The sequence below is a fragment of the Bradyrhizobium sp. JYMT SZCCT0428 genome (genome assembly GCF_018131075.1).
In the GTDB taxonomy this organism is placed as follows: domain Bacteria; phylum Pseudomonadota; class Alphaproteobacteria; order Rhizobiales; family Xanthobacteraceae; genus Bradyrhizobium.
Genome location: NZ_JAFCLS010000004.1, coordinates 13,359 through 39,383, shown reverse-complemented (window position 1 = coordinate 39,383; position 26,025 = coordinate 13,359). Strand labels below are relative to the sequence as shown.

At 63.2% G+C, this 26,025-nt stretch carries 25 protein-coding genes; 17 read left to right on the top strand and 8 right to left on the bottom strand.

Annotated elements, in window-relative coordinates:
* Positions 1-43: 43 nt before the first annotated feature.
* Positions 44-511, bottom strand: coding sequence for an aminoacyl-tRNA deacylase (locus JQ575_RS05030; protein WP_212032152.1), 468 nt, complete (start codon positions 509-511; stop codon positions 44-46).
* 394 nt (positions 512-905) lie between these two features.
* Here JQ575_RS05030 and JQ575_RS05025 point away from each other — a divergent pair, with 394 nt between their 5' ends.
* The 11 genes from JQ575_RS05025 to fabZ all read left to right on the top strand — a co-directional run bounded on the left by JQ575_RS05025 (position 906) and on the right by fabZ (position 12,741).
* Positions 906-1,904, top strand: a complete 999-nt coding sequence (locus tag JQ575_RS05025) for a 30S ribosomal protein S2 (RefSeq protein WP_192733409.1) — start codon at positions 906-908, stop codon at positions 1,902-1,904.
* A 129-nt stretch (positions 1,905-2,033) separates the two neighbouring features.
* Positions 2,034-2,957 (top strand): translation elongation factor Ts, encoded by a 924-nt coding sequence (gene tsf / locus JQ575_RS05020; protein ID WP_212032151.1) that lies wholly within the window; start codon positions 2,034-2,036, stop codon positions 2,955-2,957.
* A 70-nt stretch (positions 2,958-3,027) separates the two neighbouring features.
* A complete protein-coding gene (pyrH, locus tag JQ575_RS05015) occupies positions 3,028-3,744 on the top strand; it encodes a UMP kinase (RefSeq protein ID WP_192733407.1) in 717 nt (238 codons plus the stop codon).
* A 71-nt stretch (positions 3,745-3,815) separates the two neighbouring features.
* Positions 3,816-4,379 (top strand): ribosome recycling factor, encoded by a 564-nt coding sequence (gene frr, locus JQ575_RS05010; RefSeq protein WP_212001459.1) that lies wholly within the window; start codon positions 3,816-3,818, stop codon positions 4,377-4,379.
* A gap of 57 nt (positions 4,380-4,436) precedes the next feature.
* The gene (locus tag JQ575_RS05005) at positions 4,437-5,192 is read left to right on the top strand and encodes an isoprenyl transferase (RefSeq protein ID WP_192733405.1); all 756 of its coding nucleotides are present in this window, start codon (positions 4,437-4,439) and stop codon (positions 5,190-5,192) included.
* Complete coding sequence (locus tag JQ575_RS05000; RefSeq protein WP_212032150.1) at positions 5,189-6,037, top strand: phosphatidate cytidylyltransferase; 849 nt, start codon at positions 5,189-5,191, stop codon at positions 6,035-6,037. The genes JQ575_RS05005 and JQ575_RS05000 overlap by 4 nt, the downstream gene beginning before the upstream one ends.
* 4 nt (positions 6,038-6,041) lie before the next feature.
* Positions 6,042-7,265 (top strand): 1-deoxy-D-xylulose-5-phosphate reductoisomerase, encoded by a 1,224-nt coding sequence (gene dxr, locus JQ575_RS04995; protein WP_212032149.1) that lies wholly within the window; start codon positions 6,042-6,044, stop codon positions 7,263-7,265.
* Between the two features lie 43 nt (positions 7,266-7,308).
* Positions 7,309-8,460, top strand: a complete 1,152-nt coding sequence (rseP, locus tag JQ575_RS04990) for an RIP metalloprotease RseP (RefSeq protein WP_212032148.1) — start codon at positions 7,309-7,311, stop codon at positions 8,458-8,460.
* Between the two features lie 173 nt (positions 8,461-8,633).
* Entirely contained in the window at positions 8,634-11,186 is a 2,553-nt protein-coding gene (gene bamA / locus JQ575_RS04985) for an outer membrane protein assembly factor BamA (protein ID WP_212032147.1), read from the top strand.
* A gap of 32 nt (positions 11,187-11,218) precedes the next feature.
* Positions 11,219-12,283: a UDP-3-O-(3-hydroxymyristoyl)glucosamine N-acyltransferase gene (lpxD, locus tag JQ575_RS04980; RefSeq protein WP_212032146.1), complete on the top strand. Its 1,065-nt coding sequence runs from the start codon at positions 11,219-11,221 to the stop codon at positions 12,281-12,283.
* Positions 12,283-12,741 (top strand): 3-hydroxyacyl-ACP dehydratase FabZ, encoded by a 459-nt coding sequence (gene fabZ / locus JQ575_RS04975; RefSeq protein WP_192733399.1) that lies wholly within the window; start codon positions 12,283-12,285, stop codon positions 12,739-12,741. Before lpxD ends, fabZ begins: the two co-directional genes overlap by 1 nt.
* On the opposite strand, the gene JQ575_RS04970 is transcribed toward fabZ, so the two are convergent.
* Positions 12,738-13,193 (bottom strand): KTSC domain-containing protein, encoded by a 456-nt coding sequence (locus JQ575_RS04970; protein ID WP_312015885.1) that lies wholly within the window; start codon positions 13,191-13,193, stop codon positions 12,738-12,740. The genes fabZ and JQ575_RS04970 overlap by 4 nt on opposite strands.
* On the opposite strand from JQ575_RS04970, the gene JQ575_RS44410 reads away from it, so the two are divergent.
* From JQ575_RS44410 to lpxB, 4 genes are all read left to right on the top strand, one after another.
* Positions 13,192-13,605, top strand: a complete 414-nt coding sequence (locus JQ575_RS44410; protein WP_249166450.1) for a hypothetical protein — start codon at positions 13,192-13,194, stop codon at positions 13,603-13,605. The genes JQ575_RS04970 and JQ575_RS44410 overlap by 2 nt on opposite strands.
* A 176-nt stretch (positions 13,606-13,781) precedes the next feature.
* Entirely contained in the window at positions 13,782-14,585 is an 804-nt protein-coding gene (lpxA, locus tag JQ575_RS04965) for an acyl-ACP--UDP-N-acetylglucosamine O-acyltransferase (RefSeq protein ID WP_212032145.1), read from the top strand.
* Between the two features lie 20 nt (positions 14,586-14,605).
* Positions 14,606-15,463 carry an LpxI family protein gene (locus JQ575_RS04960; protein WP_212032144.1) on the top strand — a complete coding sequence of 286 codons (858 nt, stop codon included), beginning with the start codon at positions 14,606-14,608 and terminating at the stop codon, positions 15,461-15,463.
* Positions 15,463-16,647 carry a lipid-A-disaccharide synthase gene (gene lpxB / locus JQ575_RS04955; protein WP_212032387.1) on the top strand — a complete coding sequence of 395 codons (1,185 nt, stop codon included), beginning with the start codon at positions 15,463-15,465 and terminating at the stop codon, positions 16,645-16,647. The genes JQ575_RS04960 and lpxB overlap by 1 nt, the downstream gene beginning before the upstream one ends.
* A 2-nt stretch (positions 16,648-16,649) precedes the next feature.
* Here the strand turns inward: lpxB and JQ575_RS04950 are convergent, their stop codons facing one another.
* The 3 genes from JQ575_RS04950 to gltX form a co-directional block, all read right to left on the bottom strand.
* Positions 16,650-17,054 (bottom strand): GFA family protein, encoded by a 405-nt coding sequence (locus JQ575_RS04950; RefSeq protein ID WP_212032143.1) that lies wholly within the window; start codon positions 17,052-17,054, stop codon positions 16,650-16,652.
* A gap of 166 nt (positions 17,055-17,220) precedes the next feature.
* Complete coding sequence (gltA, locus tag JQ575_RS04945; RefSeq protein ID WP_212032142.1) at positions 17,221-18,525, bottom strand: citrate synthase; 1,305 nt, start codon at positions 18,523-18,525, stop codon at positions 17,221-17,223.
* A gap of 149 nt (positions 18,526-18,674) precedes the next feature.
* Positions 18,675-20,099, bottom strand: a complete 1,425-nt coding sequence (gltX, locus tag JQ575_RS04940) for a glutamate--tRNA ligase (protein WP_212032141.1) — start codon at positions 20,097-20,099, stop codon at positions 18,675-18,677.
* Positions 20,100-20,265: 166 nt separating this feature from the next.
* On the opposite strand from gltX, the gene JQ575_RS04935 reads away from it, so the two are divergent.
* Both JQ575_RS04935 and JQ575_RS04930 read left to right on the top strand, forming a co-directional pair.
* Positions 20,266-21,945, top strand: a complete 1,680-nt coding sequence (locus JQ575_RS04935) for a glutamine--tRNA ligase/YqeY domain fusion protein (protein ID WP_212032140.1) — start codon at positions 20,266-20,268, stop codon at positions 21,943-21,945.
* Between the two features lie 39 nt (positions 21,946-21,984).
* Positions 21,985-22,365, top strand: a complete 381-nt coding sequence (locus JQ575_RS04930; protein WP_212032139.1) for a nuclear transport factor 2 family protein — start codon at positions 21,985-21,987, stop codon at positions 22,363-22,365.
* 141 nt (positions 22,366-22,506) lie between these two features.
* Here JQ575_RS04930 and JQ575_RS04925 read toward each other — a convergent pair whose 3' ends face one another.
* The 3 genes from JQ575_RS04925 to JQ575_RS04915 form a co-directional block, all read right to left on the bottom strand.
* Complete coding sequence (locus JQ575_RS04925; protein WP_212032138.1) at positions 22,507-23,574, bottom strand: dienelactone hydrolase family protein; 1,068 nt, start codon at positions 23,572-23,574, stop codon at positions 22,507-22,509.
* 616 nt (positions 23,575-24,190) lie between these two features.
* Entirely contained in the window at positions 24,191-24,493 is a 303-nt protein-coding gene (locus JQ575_RS04920; protein WP_212032386.1) for a hypothetical protein, read from the bottom strand.
* 331 nt (positions 24,494-24,824) lie between these two features.
* Positions 24,825-25,823: a tripartite tricarboxylate transporter substrate binding protein gene (locus JQ575_RS04915; RefSeq protein ID WP_212032137.1), complete on the bottom strand. Its 999-nt coding sequence runs from the start codon at positions 25,821-25,823 to the stop codon at positions 24,825-24,827.
* Between the last annotated feature and the right edge of the window lie 202 nt (positions 25,824-26,025).

The window sequence follows — 26,025 nt, the reverse complement described above, 5'->3', positions numbered from 1 at the left end:
GATGGTGTTTGTTTGAGGCCGCTCGACCGGCGCTCGAGCGGCCTCAATCGTGCGTGGTGAAGTGGCCGTGCCAGGCCTTCGCGGTCAATCGTGCGAACTGCTCGCGGTCGAGACGGATCAGTGTGGCGTGGTCGCCACCCTCCATGTAGATCTCGCTCTGCCCATCGATGCTGTCGTCGACGATGACATCGAGCCCAAAGCATTCGCCAACCGGCGGCACGGCGCCGCGCTCGCAGTCGCCAAACAGCTTCGCGACCTCCTCTTCGCTCGCCAGATCAACCTTGTGGCCGAGCTGCATTTTCAAGGCCGGCAAATGGAGATGGCGGGAAGCCGGAAGGATCGCCATCATGTAGCCGTCCTCACGGCGAAGGACGACGCCTTTGGCCAGCGCGTCGCCCGGCACATGGCAAGCCTCGGCCGTGCGCGTCGACGACATGGTGCGGGCATGAGGGATCAGCTCGTAGGTGACGGTCTGGTCCAGGTAGTTCTGCAGGGTCGGGGAGACGGTCATAACGGTTCCTCCATTGCAACGCGTGCAACGCGCAATCCGGGCATCGGGAGGAACTCGCGTCGTCGCCTCACGATGCGGGCGCTTGCGAATTGGGTGAAGGTTACGCCTGCCGGAAACCGGCGACAATGCGAATCGTTCCCAATCGCCCCGGCCGGGATAGGGTCTCCGCGGGGGTTTTCGGCGGATTTGGGCCCCGAATGCCCGCATTTGCAGCCCCGGACCGGGCCGGCCGGTGACAAAACCGGCCGTATTTCCTTGCTTCTGGCTGGAATCCGGCTATATACCGCGCCATCTCACACGGAAGCATGGCTCTCAAAGGCCGTCCGGTGGCAGCCGGGCCATAAGGCTCGTCTGCTCACACGCTTCCGGAGGAACCAACCGGAGAAGTATTACCATGGCGCTACCCGATTTTTCTATGCGTCAGCTGCTTGAAGCTGGCGTTCACTTTGGCCACCAATCGCACCGCTGGAATCCCAAGATGGCGGATTTCATCTTCGGTGCCCGCAACAACATCCACATCATCGACCTCGCGCAGACCGTGCCGTTGCTGCACACCGCGTTGAAGGCGGTCAGCGACACCGTCGCCAAGGGCGGCCGTATCCTGTTCGTCGGCACCAAGCGGCAGGCGCAGGACGGCGTTGCCGAGGCCGCCAAGCGGTCGGCGCAGTATTTCGTCAATTCGCGCTGGCTCGGCGGCACGCTGACCAACTGGAAGACCATTTCCGGTTCGATCAAGCGGCTGCGTCATCTCGATGAAGTGCTCAACTCCGGCGATGCCAACGCCTACACCAAGAAGGAGCGGCTGACGCTGCAGCGCGAGCGCGACAAGCTCGACCGTTCGCTCGGCGGCATCAAGGACATGGGCGGGCTTCCCGACATGATCTTTGTGATCGACACCAACAAGGAAGACATCGCGATCCAGGAAGCGCAGCGGCTCAACATTCCCGTCGCCGCGATCGTCGACACCAATTCCGATCCCAAGGGCATCACCTATGTGGTGCCGGGCAATGACGACGCCGGCCGCGCCATTTCGCTGTATTGCGATCTGGTGGCCCGCGCCGCCATCGACGGCATCTCGCGCGCCCAGGGCGACCACGGCATCGACATCGGCGCTTCCGCGCAGCCGGTCCGTGAGGAAATCCCGGCCGCTCCGCAGCCGGCCGGCTTCCAGGGTCTGGCGGGCCCCCGTGGCACCGCCGACAACCTCAAGAAGCTCACCGGCGTGTCCGGTGCGATCGAGAAGAAGTTCAACGATCTCGGTATCTTCCACTATTGGCAGCTGGCCGAATTGGACCACGATACCGCGCACAAGATCGGCGAAGAGGTCGGACTTCCGAGCCGCGCCGATGGCTGGGTTGCCCAGGCCAAGGCGATGACCGCGGAAGCGGAATAATTGTAACGCCGCGTGGCCGGCCTTCCGGCCACCGGTTTGATTTCCCTGTTACGGCATTCCTGTAGCTGATGGCGGCACGGCGCAAGGCGCGCCGCGCTTGCGGCTAACAGGCAAGAAGGACATTCAACGATGGCAACGATCACTGCGGCGATGGTCAAGGAACTGCGCGAGTCGACCGGCGCAGGCATGATGGACTGCAAGGCTGCGCTCACCGAAACCGCGGGCAACATGCAGGAAGCGCAGGATTGGCTGCGCAAGAAGGGCTTGTCCAAGGCCGCGAAGAAGGCCGGCCGCGTCGCAGCCGAAGGCCTGATCGGCGCGATGATTTCGGGCCCCAAGGGCGTCGTCGTCGAACTCAATTCGGAGACCGATTTCGTCGCCCGCAACGAACAGTTCCAGGGTCTGGTCAAGATGGTTGCGCAGGTCGCGCTTCGCGTCGGCGCCGACGTCGAAACGATCAAGGCCGCGAAGATCGGCGACTTCACCGTCGAGACCGCGATTTCGGATGCGATCGCCACCATCGGCGAGAACATGTCGCTGCGACGCGCGGCGTTGCTCGAGGTCGCCAATGGCGTGGTGGCGAGCTACATCCACGGCGCTGTCATCGACAACGCCGGCAAGATGGGCGTGCTGGTGGCGCTCGAATCGACCGGCAAGACCGATGAACTCGCGGCACTCGGCCGCCAGCTCGCGATGCATGTTGCCGCGACCAATCCGCAGGCGCTCGATCCGTCCGGCCTCGACCCGGAAACCGTGAAGCGCGAAAAGGACGTGCTGGCCGACAAGTATCGCCAGCAGGGCAAGCCGGAGAACGTGATCGAGAAGATCGTCGAGTCCGGCCTGAAGACCTATTACAAGGAAGTCTGCCTGCTGGAGCAGGCGTTCATCCACGATACCGGCAAGTCGGTGGCGCAGGCCGTCAAGGAAGCCGAAGGCAAGGTCGGCGCGCCTGTGAAGATTACCGCGTTTGTGCGCTATGCTCTCGGCGAGGGAATCGAAAAGCAGGAATCCGACTTCGCAGCCGAAGTCGCGGCGGCCAGCGGCAAGAAGTAACCGCGGTCGACAATCTTCCGGCGCCGTTGCGCCGGAGGATGCCTGCGCGGAATGAAGGAAGCGACAAGCTATGGCAGAGCCGGTCTATCGTCGCGTCGTGATCAAGATCTCGGGCGAATATCTCGCCGGCAGCCAGTCCTTTGGCATCGACCAGCCTACCGTGGACCGTATCGCCGACGATTTGATCGCCGCGCGCCAGCTCGGGGTTGAGGTGGCGGTGGTGGTCGGCGGCGGCAACATCGTTCGCGGCGTCGAAGTCTCCTCGCGTGGCGTGTCACGCCCGACCGGCGACACCATGGGCATGCTCGCCACCATGATGAACTGCCTTGCGGTCGAGGCGGCCATCGAACGTAAGGGGACGCCGGCGCGAACCCTTTCGGCGTTCGTGATGCCCGAAATCTCCGAACTGTTCACCCGCAGTGCGACGCACAAATATCTTGCCGAGGGCCGCATCGTCCTGCTCGGCGGCGGAACCGGCAATCCGTTTTTCACCACCGACACCACGGCGGTGCTGCGGGCGGCCGAGATCGGGGCGCAGGCGGTGCTGAAAGCCACCAATGTCGATGGTGTCTACAGCGCCGATCCCAAAAAAGACCCGTCCGCCAAGCGTTTCGACCGCCTGACGCATTCGCAGGCCATCGAAGGTGGCTACAAGGTGATGGACGCGACCGCATTCGCGCTTGCCCGCGAGACTGCGCTGCCTATCATCGTATTCTCGATCGCCGAGCCCGGTTCGATCGGTGCGATCCTGCGCGGTACCGGCCACGGCACGGTTGTCGCCGGCTGACCGGCCCGCACCACGTCGAACCGCGGGCCTGATGATGCCGGCGGATGGTTTTTTGAGGAGGGGAGAGCTTTATGCCCACACCTGGTTTTGACATCAACGAATTGAAGCGCCGCATGCAGGGCGCCACCCAGGCGCTCAAGCATGAACTGGGCGGTTTGCGCACCGGTCGTGCGGCCGCCTCCATGCTGGAGCCGGTCCAGGTCGATGCCTACGGCACGCATATGCCGCTCAACCAGCTCGCAACCGTCAGCGTGCCCGAGCCGCGGCTACTTTCCGTCCAGGTTTGGGACAAATCCATGGTCAAGGCCGTGGAGAAGGCGATCGTCGATTCCAACCTTGGCCTGAGCCCCGCGACCGAAGGGCAGGTGCTGCGCCTGCGGATTCCGGAACTCAACGAGGAACGCCGCAAGGAACTGGTCAAAGTCGCGCATAAATACGCCGAAGCGGCCAAGGTTGCGGTCCGGCACGTCCGCCGCGACGGGCTCGATACGGTCAAGAAGCTCGAGAAGAACCACGAAATCTCCGAGGACGACCAGGAGCGCCTGGCCAATGACGTGCAAAAGGCGACCGACGGGATGATTTCCGAGATCGATCAATTGCTGGCGGCGAAGGAAAAGGAAATCCTTACCGTTTAAGGCCTTAAGATCGAAACTTGAGACCGAGACTTTAGGACTGGTCCTGGAACTTTAACGATGCCGAACGCCGCCGCCCCCGCAACCGAAGGACCGGATCGAACCGGTCCCTTGCACGTGGCGATTATCATGGACGGCAACGGGCGCTGGGCCGCCGCGCGGGGATTGCCGCGCGCGGAGGGCCATCGCCGCGGCGTCGAGGCGCTGCGCCGCGTGGTTCGTGCCGCCCATGAACTCGGTGTGGTCTACCTGACGATCTTCTCGTTCAGCTCCGAGAACTGGTCGCGACCGGCGACCGAAATCGGCGACCTGTTCGGATTGCTGCGCCGCTTCATCCGCAACGATCTGGCGACGCTGCACCGCGACGGGGTGAGGGTGCGCGTGATCGGCGAGCGCGAGGGACTGGAGCCGGATATCTGCGCGCTCCTGAACGAAGCCGAGGAATTGACGCGCGCCAACACCAAGCTCAATCTCGTCGTCGCCTTCAATTACGGCTCGCGCCAGGAGATCGCCAACGCGGTGCAGCGGCTGGCGCGCGAAGTGGCCGAAGGCAAGCGCGATCCGGCATCGATCGACACCGATACGCTGGGCCAATATCTCGACGCGCCCGATATTCCCGATCCCGACCTGATCATCCGCACCAGCGGCGAGCAGCGGTTGTCAAACTTCCTGATGTGGCAGGCGGCCTACAGCGAACTCGTCTTCGTGCCGATCCACTGGCCGGATTTCGACAAGGCGGCACTTGAAAGCGCGATCGCAGAATATGCCAGACGGGAGCGCCGTTTCGGCGGTCTGGCCGCGAAAACCGGATCGTGACCGAGGGCAAGGCCGCGCCGGCGGCCGCTGCCGGACAGGATACGCGCAACCTCTCGACGCGCATCGTTGCAGCCGCCGTGCTGATCCCGCTCGCCGTCGCCATCGCCTATGCCGGCGGCTGGTTTTGGGCCGCGCTGGTGACGTTGGCGGCGATCGGCCTCTATGTCGAATGGCTGATGGTGGTGGGCCTCGCGGCCGACAAACGCGTGGTCGTACCAGGTGTTGCCGCGCTCGCACTGGCCGGGCTTTGTCTCGCCGTCGGGCGGATCGATGCTGCGCTCGCGGTGCTGGCTGTCGGCCTGGTGGCGGTCGCCCTGATCACGCCGGCGCAGCGAAACTGGAGCGCTGCGGGATTTTGCTATGCGGCGGTGGCGGAGGTCGCGTCTGTTCTGCTGCGGCTCGATCCCGCGGAGGGCTTTATCGCGCTGATCTTCGTGCTGGTCATCGTGTGGGTGACCGATAGCGGCGGCTACTTCGCCGGCCGCGGCATCGGCGGCCCGAAACTCTGGCCGCGCGTCAGCCCGAAAAAGACCTGGGCCGGCGCCATTGGCGGCTTTGTCGCCAGTCTGGCGGTGGCCGGTATATTCGCGGTGCTGGATCTCGGGAAAATCGGGCCGCTGCTCGTGATATCAGGCGTTCTTTCGGTGGTTTCTCAACTCGGCGATCTCTTTGAATCTGCGGTAAAACGGCGCTTTGGCGTCAAGGATTCCAGCCAGATCATTCCCGGCCATGGCGGGCTCTTGGATCGCCTGGACGGATTTGTTGCAGCTGTCGCGGTGGCGGCGCTGATCGGTTTCCTCCGGGGCGGCGCCGATGGCGTCGGCCGCGGACTTATGGTTTGGTGAAAAAATGAGCGCGGTTCCATTGCGTAATAACAAGCCCGCGGCATCCGCCGCGCGCACCGTCACAGTGCTGGGCGCCACCGGTTCGATCGGCGACAGCACCATGGATTTGCTGCGCGGCGACCGCGCCCGCTACCAGGTTGAGGCGCTGACCGCCAATGGCAATGTCGAGGGGCTCGCCAAACTCGCACGCGAATTCGGCGCGCGCTTTGCGGCGGTCGCCGACCCCACCAAGCTCGACGCGTTGAAGGAAGCGCTGGCCGGCACGCGGACCGAATGCGGCGCCGGCGAAAGCGCGATCATCGAGGCCGCGGCGCGCCCGGCCGACTGGGTGATGGCCGCCGTCAGTGGCGCCGCCGGGCTGAAGCCGGCGCTCGCCGCTGTTGACCGCGGGGCGGCGGTCGCGCTCGCCAACAAGGAATGCCTGGTTTGCGCCGGCGATTTCTTCATGCAGCGCGCCGCCAAGGCGGGCGCCTGCATCCTGCCTGCGGATTCCGAGCATAATGCGCTGTTTCAGGCGCTCAGCTCCGGCAACCGCGACGAGCTTGTGCGCGTGATCATCACCGCGTCGGGCGGGCCGTTCCGCACCTGGACCTCTACCGACATCGAGCAGGCGACGCTGGCGCAGGCGCTGAAGCATCCGAACTGGAGCATGGGCCAGAAGATCACCATCGATTCGGCGTCGATGATGAACAAGGGCCTCGAGGTGATCGAGGCGTCGTATTTGTTCGCGTTGTCGCCCGACGAGATCGATGTGCTCGTACATCCGCAGTCGATCATCCACGGCATGGTCGAATTCTCCGACCGTTCGGTGGTTGCCCAGCTCGGCGCGCCTGACATGCGCATCCCGATCGCCCATTGCCTCGGCTGGCCCGATCGGATCGTTGGTCCCTCGGCCCGGCTGGATCTCGCCAAAATCGGTCAGCTGACCTTCGAGGCACCGGATTTCGAGCGGTTTCCCGGCTTGCGGCTGGCCTACGACGCGCTGCGCGCCGGCGGCGGTTTGACCACGGTGTTCAACGCCGCCAATGAGGTGGCGGTGGCGGCCTTCATTGCCGGCAAGATCAGATTCGGCGCGATCGCCCGGCTGGTCGAAGCGACCATGAACGACTGGGTCCGATCCGGAAACCTGGCGCCTTTGAGCTCGGCGGATGATGCGATTTCCGTTGACCATAATGCGCGAAATAAAGCTGCCTCCCTATTGCCTCAAATTGCCTTAAAGGCATCCTAGAGGGTTGGGGGCGCAGCCTTAGGCTCGCGTCGAGGGGAATCGAATGACTGAGTTTTTTCTACATAGTTTCAATACGTTGAGCAGTGGGCTCATCGGCTACATCATTCCCTTCCTGTTCGTCCTGACCATCGTTGTTTTCTTCCACGAACTCGGCCACTTCCTGGTTGCCCGCTGGTGCGGCGTGAAGGTGCTGACGTTCTCGCTCGGCTTCGGGCCGGAGCTCGCAGGGTTCAACGACCGCCACGGCACCCGCTGGAAAATCTCGGCGATCCCGCTCGGCGGCTATGTGAAGTTCTTCGGTGACGATAGCGAAGCCTCCACGCCCTCGACCGAGGCGCTCGCCAGCATGAGCGCGGAAGAGCAGGCGGGCAGCTTCCACCACAAGAAAGTCGGTCCGCGCGCGGCCATCGTTGCCGCCGGACCGATCGCGAATTTCATCCTGGCGATCGTGATCTTCACCTGCCTGTTCACCTTCTTCGGCAAGCCGAGCACGACCGCGCGCGTCGACAAGATCGAAGCCAACAGCGCCGCTGCGAAAGCGGGTTTTCAGGTCGGCGACATCGTCACCGCGATCGACGGCAAGACCATCGGCAGCTTCTCCGACATGCAGCGCGTCGTCGGCGTCAATGCCGGCGTTCAGCTGAACTTCACCCTCAAGCGCGGCGATTCCACGTTGCAGGTGAAGGGCACGCCGGAGCAGCGCGAAGTGAAGGATCCGTTCGGCAACGTCCACCGGCTCGGCGTTTTGGGCATCACCCGCGCGACTGCGCCGGGCGACGTCGTGACCGAACGCGTCGATCCGGCCACCGCGATGTGGCTGGGCGTCAAGGAAACCTGGTTCGTGATCGACCGCACGCTGGCCTATATCGGCGGCGTCTTTACCGGCCGGGAAGCCGCCGACCAGGTCGGTGGCCCGATTCGGATTGCCCAGATTTCGGGGCAGGTGGCCACCATCGGCCTTAGCGCGCTGGTGCACTTGGCCGCTGTGCTGTCGATCTCGATCGGCCTGCTGAACCTGTTCCCGGTTCCGCTGCTCGATGGCGGTCATCTTTTGTTCTATGCCGTGGAGGCGGTCCGCGGACGCCCGCTGTCGAACCGGGCTCAGGAGATGGGGTTCCGAATCGGACTGGGTTTGGTGCTGATGCTGATGGTGTTTGCGACCTATAACGACATCCTGCATCTGGCGGCATCGTGACGCGGCTTTTTTGTGGCGTTGCCCATCGGCAACGTCTTGGAATGAAAATGGAATCGCGGGGCGATGTTCCGTTTGCCGCCTTGGGGAAATTGGCTACAAGACATGCGGAAAATGGGAATCTGCTGGTTCGTGGGGGTGCGGGCCAGCACAAGAATGACAAGGGCGCTTGGCGCATGATGTTTGGAATGCGAGTGCGGGGGGGCCTGTTGGCCGCCTCGATCATGTTCGCCGTGCCGGTGGCTGCCGCGCTGGCGGCGGTGCTTGTTTCGGCGCCGACTGCTGCCCAGACGGTGGCTTCGATTTCCGTGGAGGGGAATCGGCGCGTCGAAATCGAGACCATTCGCTCCTATTTCAAGCCGGGACCCGGTGGCCGCCTCGGGCAGGCCCAGATCGATGACGGCCTCAAGGCGCTGATCGAAACCGGCCTGTTCCAGGACGTGCGAATCAATCAGGCCGGCGGCCGGATCATCGTGGTCGTGGTCGAAAACGCTGTGATCGGGCGCATTGCCTTCGAGGGCAACAAGAAGGTCAAGGACGACCAGCTCTCGGCCGAAATCCAGTCCAAGCCGCGCGGCACTTTCTCGCGCCCGATGGTTCAGTCGGACGCCCAGCGTATCGCCGAAATCTACCGCCGCTCGGGCCGCTATGACGTCAGCGTCACCCCGGAAATCATTGAACAGCCGAACAACCGCGTCGACCTGATCTTCACGATCAGCGAAGGCGGCAAGACCGGCGTCAAGAACATCGAATTCATCGGCAACCGGTTCTATTCGTCCTACCGGTTGAAGGACGTTATCAAGACGCGCGAATCCAACCTCTTGAGCTTCCTCGGCGGCGCCGACGTCTACGATCCGGACCGGGTCGAGGCCGACCGCGACCTGATTCGCCGCTTCTATCTCAAGAACGGCTTTGCCGACGTGCAAGTGGTGGCCGCGCTGTCCGAATACGATCCGGAGCGCAAAGGCTTCCTCGTCACCTTCAAGATCGAGGAAGGGCAGCAATACCGCGTCGCCACCGTCGACTTCCAGACCAGCATCGCGACCCTCGACGTGAACTCGCTGCGCAGCTTCTCGCGTGTCAGTGTCGGATCGCTCTACAACGCCGAGGCGCTCGAAAAGTCCGTCGAGGAAATGCAGATCGAAGCCTCGCGGCGCGGCTATGCCTTCGCCATCGTGCGTCCGCGCGGCGATCGCAATTTCGAGCAGCACACCGTCTCGATCGTGTTCGCGATCGATGAAGGCCCGCGAACCTATATCGAGCGCATCAATATCCGCGGCAACACCAGGACCCGCGACTACGTGATTCGCCGCGAATTCGACCTTTCGGAAGGCGACGCCTACAATCGCGCGCTGGTCGATCGTGCCGAACGCCGGCTGAAGAATCTCGACTTCTTCAAAACCGTGAAGATCATCACCGAGCCGGGGTCGTCCAGCGACCGTGTGGTCCTGATCGTCGATATAGACGAGAAGTCGACCGGCGACTTCTCGGTGTCGGGCGGCTATTCGACCACCGACGGCGCGCTCGCCGAAGTCAGTATTTCGGAACGCAACTTCCTCGGCCGCGGCCTCTATGCGAAGGCGGCGGTCACCTATGGCCAGTATGCGCGTGGTTACTCGCTGTCGTTCGTCGAGCCGTATCTGCTGGACTATCGCGTCGCGCTCGGCCTCGACCTGTTCCAGCGCCAGCAGCTTGCCAACAGCTACATCTCGTACGGAACCAAGACGCTGGGCTTCAGCCCGCGCCTCGGCTTCACCCTGCGCGAAGATCTGGCCTTGCAGCTGCGCTATTCGATCTATCAGCAGGAAATCCAGCTGCCGAGTTCGCTGTCGAACTGTAACAACAACCCGAACAACGGATTGCTGGCGTTCAACCCGTCGCCGGCCTGGGTGAATCTGAACGGCGCGGCGGCCGCGACGGCACTGGGCGCTACCGACGCCTCGGGCGTCGGTCTGTGGTGCTACAGCGACGGCGAAGCTTCGCTGCCGGTCCGCAAGGAGCTGCAGAGCGGCAGGACCCTGACCTCGTCGGTCGGCTACTCGCTGAACTACAACACGCTGGACAACAACAAGAATCCGACCACGGGCTTGCTGATCGACTGGAAGCAGGACTTCGCCGGCCTCGGTGGCGACGTCTCCTACATCAAGTCTGCGATCGATGCGAAGTACTACACACCGCTGGTCGCCGACATCGTCGGTCTGCTCCGCTTCCAGGGCGGCATGCTCAACCAGGTCGGCAACGACCAGTTGCGTATGCTCGATCATTTCCAGATGGGTCCGAACCTGGTCCGCGGCTTTGCGCCGAACGGCATCGGACCGCGTGACATCAACCCCTACGGTACGGGCGACGCGCTCGGCGGCACCAAGTATTGGGGCGCGTCGGCGGAATTGCAGATGCCGTTCTGGTTCCTGCCGAAGGAAGTCGGGCTCAAGGGTTCGATCTATGCCGACGCCGGCGGCCTGTTTGACTACAGGGGCTCGACGTCGTGGGCGCAGACCGGTGAAGTCAACGTTCCCGGTTGCGTGAGGCCGACGTCCAATCCGGCAACGCCGGGCACCTGCCTTGGCCTGCAGTATGACGAAGGCAATGTCGTTCGCAGCTCGGTCGGTGTCGGTTTGATCTGGGCGTCGCCGTTCGGTCCGCTGCGCTTCGACTATGCGGTTCCGATCACCAAGGGTAAGAATGATCGGGTGCAGGAATTCAGGTTCGGCGGCGGTACATCGTTCTAAATCCAGCAACCGGCCGGACTGCGACGGGTGGAATGGCGCAGCCGATGTTCTTCAGGGAACCGCCTTCGTCGACGCTGGCTGATATCGCCGCGTTGACGAAGTCGGTATTGGTCGACCCCGCACAAGGCGGCCATGTCGTCCGGGGCCTCGCGTCGCTCGACGAGGCCGGCCCGATGCACCTGGCATTCTTCGACAACCTCAAATACGCCGACCAGCTCGCCTCGACCAAGGCCGGCGCCTGCTTGGTCAGCCCGCGTTTTGTGGCGCAGGTACCGCCTCATGTCGCGGTGCTGCGGTCTGCCCAGCCGTTCCGCGCGTTCGTGCAGATCGCGCGCCAGTGGCATGAAGATGCGTTGCGTCCGCAGTCCTGGTTCGACAATGAGGGAATTGCCCCGTCGGCGATCATCGACCCGTCAGCCCATCTGGAAGACGGCGTCATCGTCGATCCGCTGGCGGTGATCGGCGCTCGGGTCGAGATCGGGGCGGGAACGGTGATCGGCGCAGGGGCCGTGATCGGGGCCGAGGTGCGGATCGGCCGGGACTGCAATGTCGGCGCGCGTACCGCGATCCAGTTCGCCCTGATCGGCAACAACGTGCTGATCCACCCGGGATGCAGCATCGGCCAGGACGGCTATGGCTTCATTTTCTTCGGTCCGGAGGGCCATCTGAAGGTGCCGCAGACCGGCCGCGTCCTGATCCAGAACAATGTCGAGATCGGCGCCAACACCACCATCGATCGCGGTAGCCTGCGCGATACCGTCATCGGCGAGGGCACTAAAATCGACAATCAGGTCCAGATCGGCCACAATGTGACCATCGGCAGGCACTGCCTGCTCGCGGCCCAGATCGGGCTCGCGGGCAGCCTGACGATCGGGGACAATGTCGCGCTGGGCGCCAAGGTAGGCATCAATAACCATCTCAAGATCGGCGACGGTGCCCAGGTCACCGCCATGAGCGGGGTCAAGGATGACATCCCGCCCAACGGCCGCTGGGGCGGGTTTTTTGCAAAACCGACCAAACAGTGGTTTAGGGAGATTATTGCAGTGGAGCGACTGGCGCAGAGCGCCGCCGATCCGAAGAACGAGGGACGGGAGTGATGGAGGAGGTGCCGGTCAGGTTTGAACTCGTTGATATCAACGAGATCCTCAAGACGCTTCCGCATCGTTTTCCGATGCTGCTGATCGACCGGGTGATCAACATCCGCACCGATTACTCCGGCATCGGCGTCAAGAATGTGACCTTCAACGAGCCGGCGTTTCAGGGACATTTCCCGGAACGCCCGGTCTATCCCGGCGTGATGATGATCGAGGCCATGGCGCAGACCGCCGGCGTGATCGGAATCAAGTCGGTCGAAGGCACCGAGAAGCCGCGCGCGGTGTACTTCCTGACCATCGACAAGTGCAAGTTCCGCAAACCCGTGATGCCCGGCGACACCATCGAATACCACATGCGGTCGATCGGCCGCCGCAAGGCGATGTGGTGGTTTCACGGCGACGCCAAGGTCAATGGCACCGTGGTCGCCGAGGCCGATGTCGGCGCGATGCTGACGGATTAATTGCGGCAGGCGAAGGCCGCGCCCGACTCTCCCCGGATATGGCGGTTGAAGAACCCGCCCATCGACGGCGCGCCCAGCAACGCGTCGTACGTCTCGGCCGGTAGATCGCAATACTGGTCGTAGGCTCCCTTGATCGCGACGATCAGGTGGCGTTGCGCGCGATCGTAGCAGACGCGTTGCAAGATGCTGCTGCGTGTGATGTCGCGGCACTCGAACGTCCCGAGATCGACCGGGCCGCGATCCCTGACATCAACGGTTTCGGCATCGACCCCGGCGGTGAACAGATGCAGAAGCAGCGTCGCAATTCTGACCATGGCGCGCACAGGATAGCGCAGATGCTTCGATTTTGGAAAACGCCCCGAAGCGCGCCGCCCGCTGCATTGGAACTTCCGCCAAACAAGCGCTTTGTTACGCCGGCGTGAAACCTGGTCCTCAACACTGGGGGCGAACATGCATTGCACGAATTTCTCGAAGCTCTGGATCGCGGTGCTTTTGGCGATTCTTTGGGCAGGAAACAGGAGTAGCGCGCGCGACGACGGCCGGTACGCCGCGTCTCCATTGAAGCCATGGTTCGATAGGCTGAGGAGCGGCCAGGGCCTGTGCTGCTCTGATGCGGATGGTTTTGTCGTGTCGGATCCGGACTGGGAATCCCAGAATGGACATTACCGTGTCCGCCTCGAGGGCATTTGGGTCGTCGTTCCCGATGATGCGGTTATCACGGAGCCCAATCGCGCCGGTCGAACGATGGTCTGGCCGGTCAAAAGCGCGCTCGGGATTTCCATCCGCTGCTTCCTGCCGGGCAGCATGACCTGTGCGTCTGCCGGTCTTGCGGCTTCCGGCCTCAGCCGGCGATTCCGGTATTGATTTCCATCGACCACCCAACCCGGAAGAGCGGAGGTTCGGGCAAAGGCCATTGATCCAAACGTGGCGACATCTGCCGTAACCATACGTCACTGGACAAGCGCGGTCCTGTCGCGGTAACCACCGGAAAACCCGAGATAATATCGCCCGGCGATATCAGCCCAACCTGGACGCATTTGATGACGACGATCGATCCCACCGCGCGGATTGAAGATGGCGCTGTGATCGGCGAGGGCACCTCGATCGGTCCCTATTGCATCGTCGGGCCTCACGTCGTGATCGGCGCCAATTGCAAGCTGATCGGCCATGTCCACATCACGGCGCAGACATCCATCGGCGACGGCTGCACGATCTATCCGTTCGTCTCGCTCGGCACCCCGCCGCAATCGCTGAGCTATCGCGGCGAACTGACGAAACTTGAAATCGGGGCCGGCTGCACCATCCGCGAATCCGTCACCATGAACGCCGGCACCGTTGCCGGCGGCGGCGTCACGCGGGTCGGGGAGCGCGGCTATTTCATGAACTGCAGCCATGTCGGCCATGATTGCCAGGTCGGCAATGACGTGATCTTCGCCACGTCGGCCACGCTCGGCGGCCATTGCGAGATCGGCGATTTCGTCTTCATCGGCGGGCTCTCCGCCGTGCATCAGTTCACGCGGATCGGGCCGCAGGTGATGGTCGGCGGCGTCTGCGGCGTGCGCGGCGACGTCATTCCGTTCGGCCTCGTCAACGGCCAGTATGCGAGCCTTGAAGGCCTCAACATCATCGGCATGAAGCGTCGCAAATTCACCAAGGACCGGCTCGTCACGGTGCGCTCCTTCTATCAAAAGCTGTTCCATGGCCCCGGCATCTTCGCCGAACGGCTGACCGAGGTTCAGCCGCTGGCGGCCAACGATCCGGCGATCGCGGAAATCCTCGCCTTCATCGATGCGGGCAAGCATCGCGCGCTGTGCCTGCCGGCCGACGGCGCTCATAAATCCTGATGACGGGATCGCCGCAGCCCATGAGTTCAGCGGCTTCAGAGATTTCTTCGCCGGTCGGCGTGATCGCGGGCGGCGGCGCCATGCCGTTCGCGGTCGCGGAGTTGCTTGCCGCGCGCGGCATCGCGCCGGTGCTGTTCGCGCTGCGGGGTTCCTGCGACCCGGTCCGGGCCGAACGCTTCCGCCATCACTGGATTTCGGTCGGACAAATCGGCCGGGCGAAAAAACTGTTGCGCAGCGAAGGCTGCCGCGACCTGATCTTCATCGGCACGCTGCTGCGGCCGGCGCTGTCCGAAATCAGGCTGGACTGGGGAACGATCCGCGTCATCGGCCCAATCCTAGCGGCGTTTCGCGGCGGCGACGACCATCTGCTGTCGGGCATCGGCCGGATTTTCGAGCAGGACGGCTTTCGCATGGTCGGGATACGGGATGTCGCCCCCGATATGCTGATGCCCGAGGGGCGCATCGCCCGCGCAACGCCTGATGCGGCCGGTACCGCCGACATCGAGAAGGGGCGGGAAGTGTTGCGCGCGCTAAGTCCGTTCGACATCGGCCAGGCCGTCGTGGTGATCGACGGTCACGTGGTGGCGGTGGAAGACATCGAGGGCACCGACGGCCTCTTGGCGCGCGTGGCGCGGTTGCGCAGTGAGGGCCGCATCCGTGCCAGCACGGGCCGCGGCGTGCTGGTCAAGGCGCCCAAGACCAGCCAGGATTTGCGCTTCGACCTGCCGACGGTGGGGAGAACGACGGTCGAAGGCGCGGCCAAGGCAGGGCTTGCCGGCATTGCCATCATTGCCGGACAAACCATCGCGGCGGACGCGCAGGCCATGATCGAGGCCGCCGACAGCGCCGGCCTCTTCATCCAGGGGCTGCCGGCGTGATGCCGCCGCGTCCGACCACCGACACGGTGCGCAAGATCGTGCTGATTGCGACGGAGGAATCCGGCGATCGCCTCGGCGCCAATCTGATGAAAGTGTTGCGCCAGCGCCTCGGCGACGCGGTGCAGTTCGAAGGCGTCGGCGGCCGCGCGATGGCGCGCGAAGGCATGAATTCGTGGTTTCCGATCGAGGAGCTCTCGATCATCGGCCTTGCCGCCGTGGTCAAGCAACTGCCGAAGATCCTGCGGCTGATCAAGCAAACCGCCGCCGCGGTGACCGAGGCGGCGCCCGACATTCTCGTCATCATCGACAGCCCCGATTTCACCCACCGCGTGGCCAAGCGTGTCCGCGCCAGCGATCCCAAGATTCCGATCGTCGACTATGTCTCGCCCTCGGTCTGGGCGTGGCGGCCCGGCCGGGCCCGCGCGATGCTGACTTACGTCGATCACGTGCTGGCCCTGCTGCCGTTCGAACCGCAGGCCTATCACAAGCTGCGCGGGCCGCCCTGCAGCTATGTAGGCCATCCCCTGACCGAACAGCTCGCCTCGCTCCGGCCCACACTAGAGGAACAGCAGCGGCGGGACACGGCGCCGCCGGTGTTGCTGGTGCTGCCGGGAAGCCGCCGCAGCGAGATCCGCCACCACATGGCGGTGTTCGGCCAGGCGCTGGCGCGGCTCAATGCCGAGGGCGTGGCGTTCGAGTTGATCCTGCCGACCATGCCGCATCTGCAGGAGGCGGTCGCGGAAGCGCTGAAGACCTGGACGGTGCAGCCCCGCGTCGTGATCGGCGAGCAGGAGAAGCGGGCGGCGTTCCGGATCGCACATGCGGCACTGGCAAAATCGGGCACCGTGACACTCGAACTTGCACTATCAGGCGTGCCGATGGTGACGGCCTACCGCACCGGCGCGATGGAAGCCTGGATATTGCAGCGGGTCATCAATGTGAGTTCGGTGATCCTGGCCAATCTCGTGATCGGCGAAAATGTCGTTCCCGAATTCCTGCAGCAGGACTGCACGGCGGAAAAACTATCGCAGGTGCTGCGCGAGTTGCTCGGCGAGTCCGCGCTGCGTCGAAAGCAGCTCGAAGCCTTTGCGAAAATCGACCGGATCATGTCGACCGGCAACACGCCACCGAGCGCCCGCGCCGCCGACATCGTGCTCGCGACGATGCGCAAAGCGCGGCGGTAAAGCTACGCCTTCGGCGCCGAACCTTCCGGCCATTCCGGCAATTGATCCTTCGGATCGAACCACGTTGCGCAATCCGATCGCCAGATGTGTGCGGCGGGCCGCTTGGTGATCGGCGTGTCGAGACACCCCATCCGCAGCAGGATGGTGCCGGTGCCGGCGCGCTCGGCGACGATTTGCGAGCCGCATTGCGTGCAGAAATAGCGTTGCTTGCCGGGCGAGGATTCAAAACCCCTGAGCAGGCTTTCGCCTTTGGTCCAGCGAAAGCGGTCGCGCGGGACGCTGGTCACCGTCGAGAACGCCGAGCCATGCGCCTTGCGGCAGGTGGCGCAGTGGCAGTGCACGATGGCGCCGGGTTCGGCGTCCACCTCATAGGCCACGCTTTTGCACATGCAGCTTCCGGTGAGCATGGGGGTCTCCTGGAATCTTAGTCCGTAGGATGGGTGGAGCGAAGCGATACCCATCACGTCGTAAACCAACAAGCGGTGGGTATCGCTTCGCTCCACCCACCCTACAAGAAAAAAGCCGGACGCGACTATCGCATCCGGCTTTCTTCGGTCTCGTATCCGTCGCGCCTTACTTGCGCTTGGTCATGTCGACGTAGTCGCGGCGGGCGACGCCGGTGTAGAGCTGGCGCGGACGGCCGATCTTCTGCTGCGGGTCCTCGATCATCTCGCTCCACTGGCTGATCCAGCCGACGGTGCGGGCGACCGCGAACAGCACGGTGAACATCGAGGTCGGGAAGCCCATCGCCTTCAGCGTGATGCCCGAATAGAAGTCGACGTTCGGGTAGAGCTTGCGGTCGATGAAGTAGGGATCGCTGAGCGCGATCTTTTCCAGCTCCAGCGCGACCTTCAGCATCGGGTCGTCGCCATGGCCGGTCTCGGCCAGCACCGCGTGACACATCTTCTGCATGATCTTGGCGCGCGGATCGTAGTTCTTGTAGACGCGGTGGCCGAAGCCCATCAGACGGACTTCCGAGTTCTTGTCCTTCACCTTGGCGATGAACTCGGGAATCTTGTCCACCGTGCCGATGTCGGCCAGCATGGCGAGAGCAGCTTCGTTGGCGCCGCCATGCGCCGGTCCCCACAGGCAGGCGATGCCGGCGGCGATACAGGCGAACGGATTGGCGCCGGAGGAGCCGGCGATACGCACCGTCGAGGTCGAGGCGTTCTGCTCGTGGTCGGCGTGCAGGATGAAGATCTTGTCCAGCGCGTCAGCCAGCACCGGGTTGATCTTGTAGTCCTCGCAGGGGACCGCGAAGCACATGTTGAGGAAGTTCTCGGCAAAGGTGAGCGAATTCTTCGGGTACACGAAGGGCTGGCCGACGGTGTATTTGAAGGCCATCGCGGCCAGCGTCGGAACCTTGGCGATCATGCGCATCGAGGCGATCATGCGCTGCTTCGGATCGTTGATGTCGGTACTGTCGTGATAGAACGCGGCGAGCGCGCCGACGGCCGCGACCATGATGGCCATCGGATGGGCGTCGCGGCGGAAGCCCTGGAAGAAGCGGGCCATCTGCTCGTGAACCATGGTGTGATGGATCACGCGGTGGTCGAAATCTTCCTTCTGCGCCTTGGTGGGAAGTTCCCCGTACAGCAGGAGATAGCAGGTCTCGAGGAAATCCCCCTTTTCGGCGAGCTGCTCGATCGGATAGCCGCGGTATTCCAGGATGCCGGCGTCGCCGTCGATATAGGTGATCTTCGACTGGCAGCTGCCGGTGGAGGTGAAGCCGGGGTCGTAGGTGAACATCCCGGCCTGGCCGTAGAGCTTGGCGATGTCGATGACATCCGGCCCCACCGTGCCGCTCAGGATCGGGAAATCGTAGGTCTTGTTACCTACCGTTAGCGTTGCAGTTTTATTGCTGGATTTTGCGTCCATCGCGAAGTCCCCGATGAAATCGTTGCGAAAACCGGGCTGACCTGATGCCGTTTTCTGGCAGATAACAGGGCAAGCCGGATTGTCTAGAAGGCGACTTCAAAATGCGTAGCTTATTGCCCTGTGCACTGCAAGATGGCCGGATGGAGGGGTTAGGCTGCGGCCTGATCGCCGAGCCGGGCCAGGCACTGGTCGCGCCCCAGCACCGCCAGGACGTCAAAAATCCCGGGAGAGGTCGTCCGCCCGGTCAGCGCCACCCGGAGCGGCTGGGCAACCGCGCCCAGTTTAAGATTATTCTGCTCGGCGAAATTCCGCATGGCGGCTTCGGTGGTCTCCGAATTCCAGTCGGTGACGGCCTCCAGCGCACTGCGCAGCTTGCCGATCAGTTCACGGGTTTCCGGCGTCAGCAGGGCGGCCGCTTTCGGCTCGAGTTCGAGCGGACGGTCGGCAAAGATGAAGTAGGAGCCGGCGATCAGTTCGAGCAGCGTCTTGGCGCGCTCCTTCAGGCTCGGCATCGCCCGCAGCAATTGCGCCCGCGTGGTGTCGTTGAGTTTTGCCTTTAGCTCGGCGCCGTCGGGGACGTAATCCAGTAACTGCTCGAACATGGTCACGAGGGATTGATCGTCGGCCTGGCGGATGTAGTGGCCGTTAAGGTTTTCCAGCTTGGCGAAATCGAAGCGCGCCGCCGAACGCCCGATCGCGGGCAGGTCGAACGCGTCGATCATCTCCTCCGTCGAGAAGATCTCCTGGTCGCCATGGCCCCAGCCGAGCCGGACCAGGTAATTGCGCAGCGCCGCCGGCAGATAGCCGAGCGCGCGGTAGGCCTCGACCCCGAGCGCGCCATGGCGCTTCGACAGCTTTGCGCCATCGGCCCCATGGATCAGCGGGATGTGGGACATGTTCGGAATGGTCCATTCCAGCGCGTCGTAGATCTGCTTCTGGCGTGCGGCGTTGATCAGATGGTCGTCGCCCCGGATCACATGGGTGACGCCCATGTCGTGGTCGTCGACCACCACGGCCAGCATGTAGGTCGGGTTGCCGTCGCCGCGCAGCAGCACGAGATCGTCGAGGTTCTCGTTCTGCCAGACCACGCGGCCCTGGACCTGATCGTCGATCACGGTCTCGCCGGTCTGCGGTGCCTTGAGGCGGATGGTGGGCTTCATGCCCGCGGGCGCTTCGGACGGGTCGCGGTCGCGCCACAGGCCGTCATAGAGGCGGGTGCGGCCCTCGGCGCGGGCCTTCTCGCGCATCGCCGTCAGTTCCTCCGGCGTGGCATAGCAGCGATAGGCGCGGCCGCTGGCGAGCAGGGACTCGGCGGCCTCGCGGTGGCGGGCGGCGCGGCTGAACTGGTAGATCACGTCGCCGTCCCAATCGAGCTCCAGCCACTTCAAGCCGTCGAGGATCGCGGCAATCGCCGGCTCGGTCGACCGCTCGCGGTCGGTATCCTCGATCCGCAGCAGCATCTTGCCGCCATGCTTCTTGGCGTAGAGCCAGTTGAACAGCGCGGTGCGGGCGCCTCCGATATGGAGGAAGCCGGTCGGCGAGGGGGCAAAGCGGGTGACGACGGGGGAGGTCATGATTTGGGCTGGCCTATGCTTGAACGGCCGTGGTGTATAGCAGGACGGTGCATAACTAAAGTCTCGCCGTTAAAGTCAGGTCATTGGTGTCGCCTTGGCCAAAGCAGGCTTGGCGGGCCGGGGCGAATTTGGCACAAGGGCCGCTTATCCGAGCGGGAACACGTACATGACCACAGAACCGGCAGCGGCAGAGGCAGGGCGCGATTTCATTCGCGACATCGTCCAGGCCGACCTCGACACCCAGAAGCACAGCCGGATCGTGACCCGATTTCCGCCGGAGCCGAACGGCTACCTGCATATCGGCCACGCCAAGTCGATTGCCCTTAATTTCGGCATCGCGCAGGAGTTTGGCGGCAAGTGCCATTTGCGCTTCGACGACACCAACCCGACCAAGGAAGAGCAGGAATATATCGATTCCATCCAGGCCGACGTGCGCTGGCTCGGCTATGACTGGGGAACCGATCTTTATTACGCCTCCGACTATTTCGAGCGGCTCTACGACTGGGCGGAAGGCCTGATCAAGGCCGGCCACGCCTATGTCGACGACCAGTCGCAGGAAGAAATCCGCATCGCGCGCGGCACGCTGACGGAACCCGGCAAGAACAGCCCGTTCCGCGACCGCCCGGTGGACGAAAACCTCGATCTGTTTCGCCGCATGAAGGCCGGCGAATTCCCGAACGGCACCCGCGTGCTGCGCGCCAAGATCGACATGGCCTCCGGCAACATTAATCTACGCGATCCCGTCCTGTACCGGATCCTGCACGCCCATCATCCGCGCACCGGCGACAAATGGTCGATCTACCCGAGCTACGACTACGCGCACGGCCAGTCGGACGCCATTGAAGGCATCACCCATTCGATCTGCACGCTGGAATTCGAGGATCACCGGCCGCTCTACGAATGGCTGCTCGACAAGCTGCCGGTGCCGTCGAAGCCGCGGCAGTATGAATTCGCACGGCTCAACATCACCTACACGCTGCTCTCGAAGCGGGTGCTGACGCAGCTCGTGCGCGAAGGCCATGTCGCCGGCTGGGACGATCCGCGGATGCCGACCGTCGCCGGCCTGAAGCGGCGCGGCGTGCCGCCGGCGGCGGTGCGTGAATTCGTCAAGCGCATCGGCGTGGCGAAATCCAACAGCGTGGTCGATGTCGGCATGCTGGAATTCTGCATTCGCGAACTGCTCAACAAGACGGCCGAGCGCCGCATGGCGGTGCTGCGGCCGCTCAAGGTCGTGATCGAGAACTATCCGGAAGGCCAGGTCGAGGAGCTCGAGGCCGTCAATCACCCCGACAATCCTGACGCCGGCACCCGCCGCATCACGTTCGGCCGCGAACTCTATATCGAGCAGGACGATTTCATGGAGAACCCGCCGAAGAAATTCTTCCGGCTTTCTCCGGGCAACGAAGTGCGGCTGCGCTACGCCTATTTCATCAAATGCACGGGCGTGATCAAGAATGATGCCGGCGAGGTGGTCGAGCTGCGCTGTACCTATGATCCTGCCACCAAGGGCGGTAACGCGCCTGACGGACGCAAGGTCAAGGCCACCATGCACTGGCTGCCGGCGGCGCAGTCGAGGCCTGCTGAAATCCGCGTCTACAACCAGCTGTTTGCAAAACCGAGCCCCGACGCCGGCAATTTCGCCGCCGACATCAATCCGCAATCGCTGGAAGTGCTGTCCGACGCGCGGATCGAGATCAGCGTCGCCGAGAGCAATTCGAACGAGGTGATGCAGTTCGAGCGGCAGGGCTATTTCGTGCGCGATCAGGACTCGACGCCGGACAGACTGGTGTTCAACCGCACCATCGGCCTGCGCGATACCTTTGCCAAGGAAGTCGCCAAGGGCTGAGAAGGGCTGACATCGGTTTCACAACGATTGGATATTCCGATGCCAAGCGCGGCCGACGACATCGCATCCGGCACCATGGCGAAATGGGCGGCGGCGTTCAGCAGGCTTGACGCCGATGCGCTCGCCTCGCTCTACTCGAAGCACGCGCTGTTCTATGGCTCGAATCCGACTCTCTATCGCGGCCGCGACGGCGTGAGGTCTTACTTCGCAGGCCTGCCGCGCTGGAAGGCGCAATCCGTCCGCTTCACTGGCGTGTCGACCGAAGCTGCCGGCACTGAGGTGGTCAACACGGCAGGCACGGCCAACTTCGCCTTCGACGATGCAACACTGGCCGTGAAGATCACGTGGGTCATTGTCCGCGAAGACGGCGACTGGAAAATCGTCAGCCATCACGTCTCGTCGAAGACGCCGTTGATCTAGCAACAGGGGCGCTGCGGCGTTCGCCCGTCAATTTCGCTGGACGATGCATTCTCCGCCGGCGGCCTTCAGGGTCTCGCACAAATCGAACGCTTCGTCGGCGGTCGGGAATGGGCCCTCGATATCCCGCTTCCGCTCCGTTGGTCAAAGCTTGAACAACGATCGCAGAAAATTCTGCACATCCGCTGTCGCCTGCTCGCGCGCCGCGGGATGATAACCATAGGACCCCTCCGACACCACGCATGGTGACCCCGTTCCTGCCAAGCCGCCGGTCATCACGTCGATGATCTTGTCGTCTTGTTCGAGGAACGTACAGTTGTTGTAATTCAGGAAGCCGGTCGGCGTTTGACGGTTGGCGAGATCGGCGTTGTCAAACCAGTGCTTGGCGCCAACGTATTCGAATAGGGCGGCGTCACGGCCGGCGTTGCGGAGCCGTGCGACGTAATCCCTGCAGCGGCCGATGATCGTCGCGTCGTCGGCTGCGCCATGAAAGATCCGTATCGGGACATTCGCCACGCGATCTTCATCGATGAGCTTGATATGACAGCCTGTGGGGTAAAACGCGAGATGGGCTGCAAAGGGTGGCCCGGGACCGTAGCGTTGCTGGAACCGCGAGGAGGCTGCCCAGAGCGCGTTGCGGCCACCGAAGGAAAATCCCAACAATGCAATTCGTGAAGGGTCGATGCGCGGATGGACTGCCAGAAGATCCCGTGCCCGATAGACATCCGTGAGCACGCTGGCTGTGCTTATCGTGTGAGGACCTGAGCAGACACGCGGAATACCCCTGCCGACAAGACTATTGACGACGAACGTAGCGACGCCGAGTTGAATGAGACCTTCCGCCCAGTACGTCTCCGCTCCAGTGATGCCCGAACAACCATGCGTTATGACGACGGCAGGAACTCGGTCCGTAGTCTCCGGAAGCCTCAGAATACCAAAGATCGTCGCCGGCGACCCCTCCTGTGGGGCAGCCATAAAAGGAGGTGTAAACAGGCTGCCGGGGAAGGTCAGGCTTTGGAAATTCACTATTTCGATGCGGCCTTGAGAAACAGCGGTTTGCGGGGCCAGGAGTGCGAACGCTGCCATGCCAACCAGCACGGACGACAAGCGTCTTGAGGCGCCGATCATAGGGCGCCGATATCGCTGCGCGCGTGAAGCGAAGAGCCGCGTGGCCAAAATCTTGCGCAAGAGTCCGATGATCGCCCGTCGCATAAAGCACCTCGCCAAAGTCAGGGTTGAACGGCGCTGAATGTTGGAAGGCAGTGTTTGCTCACCCGCGACCAAGTTGATGGCCGAGAGGCCATTGCGCAGCAGCGGGCATTGATCACGAAAACAGAAAGGTGCCTATCAGCAAACCGGCTGCAAATGACCAGAGTCCCAGAGTACAAATTGAGACCACGCGGACAAGAATACGGAGGTCGTCGTCCGGCGCGATTTCGTGCGATCGGTCCGTCATTTCAGCCACCGCCTGCGTTGGCCGCCAGGTTAAGGGCTAGGATCGCTGTTTCCGTCGAAAAACAGGCAAAAAAGGGGCAATCAAGCCCAGAGATTCAGGTGAAAACCAGATCAACCGTTGCTCAAAGTCACCAGTCGCACCGCGATCTGTGGCGACAAGGCGAATCATTTTGACTGTGCAGCGGGGCGAGTTGCTTACTTGGGCAACCCAGCAAGATCGCCAATGTTCGAGGCCGCCAATGTTCGAGGCCATTGCAGCATTTCTGATAATTCTCAGCCTCGGCATCCTTGTCGCTCACGCGCTGGACGCTTACAGGTCGTGGAAATAGTGCAGCCCGGGGCCGTGCGGGTCGCGGTTGCGGGAGCGCGCGCCTTACTGATCTCTTTTTAGCTTCCGCTTTCCCCAATGATGCTCTTTGGCATCGGGATTGAACTGCAGGACTTCGTGGCGGTGCAGTGCCTTGAGCACAGCCATGCGCGCAAAGAACATCCAGGCAATACCGCGCTCCGCGGCGTAGGTAAGCATTTCCGCCGCGGTCGTCACTGCCGGCATATCGCGTTCTGATTTGGGAACCGTCTTGGCGAGGTAGGCAACCGCGTCGCGCAGCGTGTTGAGCTGTGTGCCGTCCGGCGCCTCGATCGCCTCGTCGAATTTGCGGAGCCATCCTTTAAGCATCACGCAACCATCTCCGCGCCAGCCAAAGGTTCCCCGGAACCATATGACGTCATTTGCTGTTGAACAGCATGCCCGTCAGGTATTTTTTCAGTGCAGCGGTGGGAGCCAGCGTCGGGCTCTTGTTCGTTTTTATGCCCGGCATGTTTGCGGAGACGAGCCTCCGATGGGTGATGGCGCTCCTTGCACTGATCGGTGGTGCGAAGTTGGGCGTACTCGCCTGCTACTTATTGGACATGGCAGCAGGACATGCTCCGGACATTAACCGGCCGGACCACTAAGCCTTCGCGGTCGTCGGGTTGCCGTCAGGCGACGACGAGGCTTGCGGTGCGCTTCACTTCGCCAGCCCCAGCGACTTCAGCGCCTTGCCGTTGCTCTCGTCGTCGGCCTTCATGAACTCGCCGTACCTTGCCGCATCCAGATAGATCATGTCGAAGCCGCGCCGGGTCATGAAATCCTTGAACTCGTCGCTGTCCCAGGCCTTCTTGATCGCGGCCTCATACGTCTTGGCGATCTCCGGCGGCAGGCCCTTGGGCGCCGCAAAACCGCGCCACACGCCCTTGTGAACCTTGTGACCGGTCGCCTCCTCGGCGGTCGGCACGTCAGGGAAGTTCGGCGCGCGCTTGGGCGAGAAGAAGGCGAGGCTGCGGATACGCCCCGCCTTGATCAGCGCCTCGGCTTCCGGCATCGAGCACGCGACGAAGTCGACGCCGCCGGCGGCCAGATCCGTCAGCGCGGTCGCAGCGCCCGTGGACGGCACCCAGCGGATCGAGGTCGGCGAAACGCCGTCGGCCTGCATCAGGCCGGCGAGCGCGACATGCCAGCTTCCGCCTTGCCCGGTGCCCGAGGCCGCCACCTTGTTCGGGTTCGCCTTGATATGCGCGAACAGCTCCTTGACGTTCTTGAAGGGCGAGTCCGCCTTGACGTGGATCGCGGCGAAGTCCTGGTTGACCAGCCCGAGCGGCGTGAACTTCTCGAACGTAAGATCGGTAAGCCCCGCCCAGTGCATCAGGGTGATCTCCAGCGTGATGAGGCCGAACGTGTAGCCGTCAGGCGCTGCAGTCGCGATCGCCTGGTGGCCGACCACGCCCGATCCGCCGGTGCGGTTCACGACGTTTACCGGCTGCTTGAGATCGCGCTCCATGATGTTGGCGATCTGGCGCGCGACCGCGTCGGTGCCGCCGCCGGCGGCCCACGGCACGATCAGCGTGATGGGTCGCTCCGGGAAAGCCGCTTGCGCGTTGCCGGCGCCGAGCAGGCTTACGGCTGCAAGCGAAGCAAGGGCAACATTTCTGGCCAGACTTTTGGCATGGTGGATTACTTCGCGAAGCATTCGCAAACCCTCCCATTTTTTTTTGATGCGCCGGGCATTGCACCGCGGCGCGCGCTTTTTGCGCTACCCGCCATTCGGGCGGCGGATCGCCGGCATGTCAAGGGGAAGTGCCGGCACGGGGCGCGGCGAGGCCACGGGCGATCCCTTGCAAAAGGCCCGACCACCTCGTTCGGCGACATAACGGCAGGATGAGCGGCGCGGC

Excerpts from the sequence above, each read along its gene's own strand:
- lpxD (WP_212032146.1), top strand. The coding sequence starts at position 11,219 with ATGGCGCAGCCGATGTTCTTCAGGGAACCGCCTTCGTCGACGCTGGCT.
- pyrH (WP_192733407.1), top strand. The coding sequence starts at position 3,028 with ATGGCAGAGCCGGTCTATCGTCGCGTCGTGATCAAGATCTCGGGCGAA.
- gltA (WP_212032142.1), bottom strand. The coding sequence starts at position 18,525 with ATGGACGCAAAATCCAGCAATAAAACTGCAACGCTAACGGTAGGTAAC.
- JQ575_RS05005 (WP_192733405.1), top strand. The coding sequence starts at position 4,437 with ATGCCGAACGCCGCCGCCCCCGCAACCGAAGGACCGGATCGAACCGGT.
- JQ575_RS04970 (WP_312015885.1), bottom strand. The coding sequence starts at position 13,193 with ATGTTCGCCCCCAGTGTTGAGGACCAGGTTTCACGCCGGCGTAACAAA.
- bamA (WP_212032147.1), top strand. The coding sequence starts at position 8,634 with ATGATGTTTGGAATGCGAGTGCGGGGGGGCCTGTTGGCCGCCTCGATC.
- JQ575_RS04920 (WP_212032386.1), bottom strand. The coding sequence starts at position 24,493 with ATGCTTAAAGGATGGCTCCGCAAATTCGACGAGGCGATCGAGGCGCCG.
- rseP (WP_212032148.1), top strand. The coding sequence starts at position 7,309 with ATGACTGAGTTTTTTCTACATAGTTTCAATACGTTGAGCAGTGGGCTC.
- JQ575_RS04960 (WP_212032144.1), top strand. The coding sequence starts at position 14,606 with ATGAGTTCAGCGGCTTCAGAGATTTCTTCGCCGGTCGGCGTGATCGCG.
- dxr (WP_212032149.1), top strand. The coding sequence starts at position 6,042 with ATGAGCGCGGTTCCATTGCGTAATAACAAGCCCGCGGCATCCGCCGCG.
- JQ575_RS04930 (WP_212032139.1), top strand. The coding sequence starts at position 21,985 with ATGCCAAGCGCGGCCGACGACATCGCATCCGGCACCATGGCGAAATGG.
- JQ575_RS04915 (WP_212032137.1), bottom strand. The coding sequence starts at position 25,823 with ATGCTTCGCGAAGTAATCCACCATGCCAAAAGTCTGGCCAGAAATGTT.
- tsf (WP_212032151.1), top strand. The coding sequence starts at position 2,034 with ATGGCAACGATCACTGCGGCGATGGTCAAGGAACTGCGCGAGTCGACC.
- lpxB (WP_212032387.1), top strand. The coding sequence starts at position 15,463 with ATGCCGCCGCGTCCGACCACCGACACGGTGCGCAAGATCGTGCTGATT.
- JQ575_RS04935 (WP_212032140.1), top strand. The coding sequence starts at position 20,266 with ATGACCACAGAACCGGCAGCGGCAGAGGCAGGGCGCGATTTCATTCGC.
- lpxA (WP_212032145.1), top strand. The coding sequence starts at position 13,782 with ATGACGACGATCGATCCCACCGCGCGGATTGAAGATGGCGCTGTGATC.
- fabZ (WP_192733399.1), top strand. The coding sequence starts at position 12,283 with ATGGAGGAGGTGCCGGTCAGGTTTGAACTCGTTGATATCAACGAGATC.
- JQ575_RS04950 (WP_212032143.1), bottom strand. The coding sequence starts at position 17,054 with ATGCTCACCGGAAGCTGCATGTGCAAAAGCGTGGCCTATGAGGTGGAC.
- gltX (WP_212032141.1), bottom strand. The coding sequence starts at position 20,099 with ATGACCTCCCCCGTCGTCACCCGCTTTGCCCCCTCGCCGACCGGCTTC.
- JQ575_RS44410 (WP_249166450.1), top strand. The coding sequence starts at position 13,192 with ATGCATTGCACGAATTTCTCGAAGCTCTGGATCGCGGTGCTTTTGGCG.
- JQ575_RS05030 (WP_212032152.1), bottom strand. The coding sequence starts at position 511 with ATGACCGTCTCCCCGACCCTGCAGAACTACCTGGACCAGACCGTCACC.
- JQ575_RS05025 (WP_192733409.1), top strand. The coding sequence starts at position 906 with ATGGCGCTACCCGATTTTTCTATGCGTCAGCTGCTTGAAGCTGGCGTT.
- frr (WP_212001459.1), top strand. The coding sequence starts at position 3,816 with ATGCCCACACCTGGTTTTGACATCAACGAATTGAAGCGCCGCATGCAG.
- JQ575_RS04925 (WP_212032138.1), bottom strand. The coding sequence starts at position 23,574 with ATGCGACGGGCGATCATCGGACTCTTGCGCAAGATTTTGGCCACGCGG.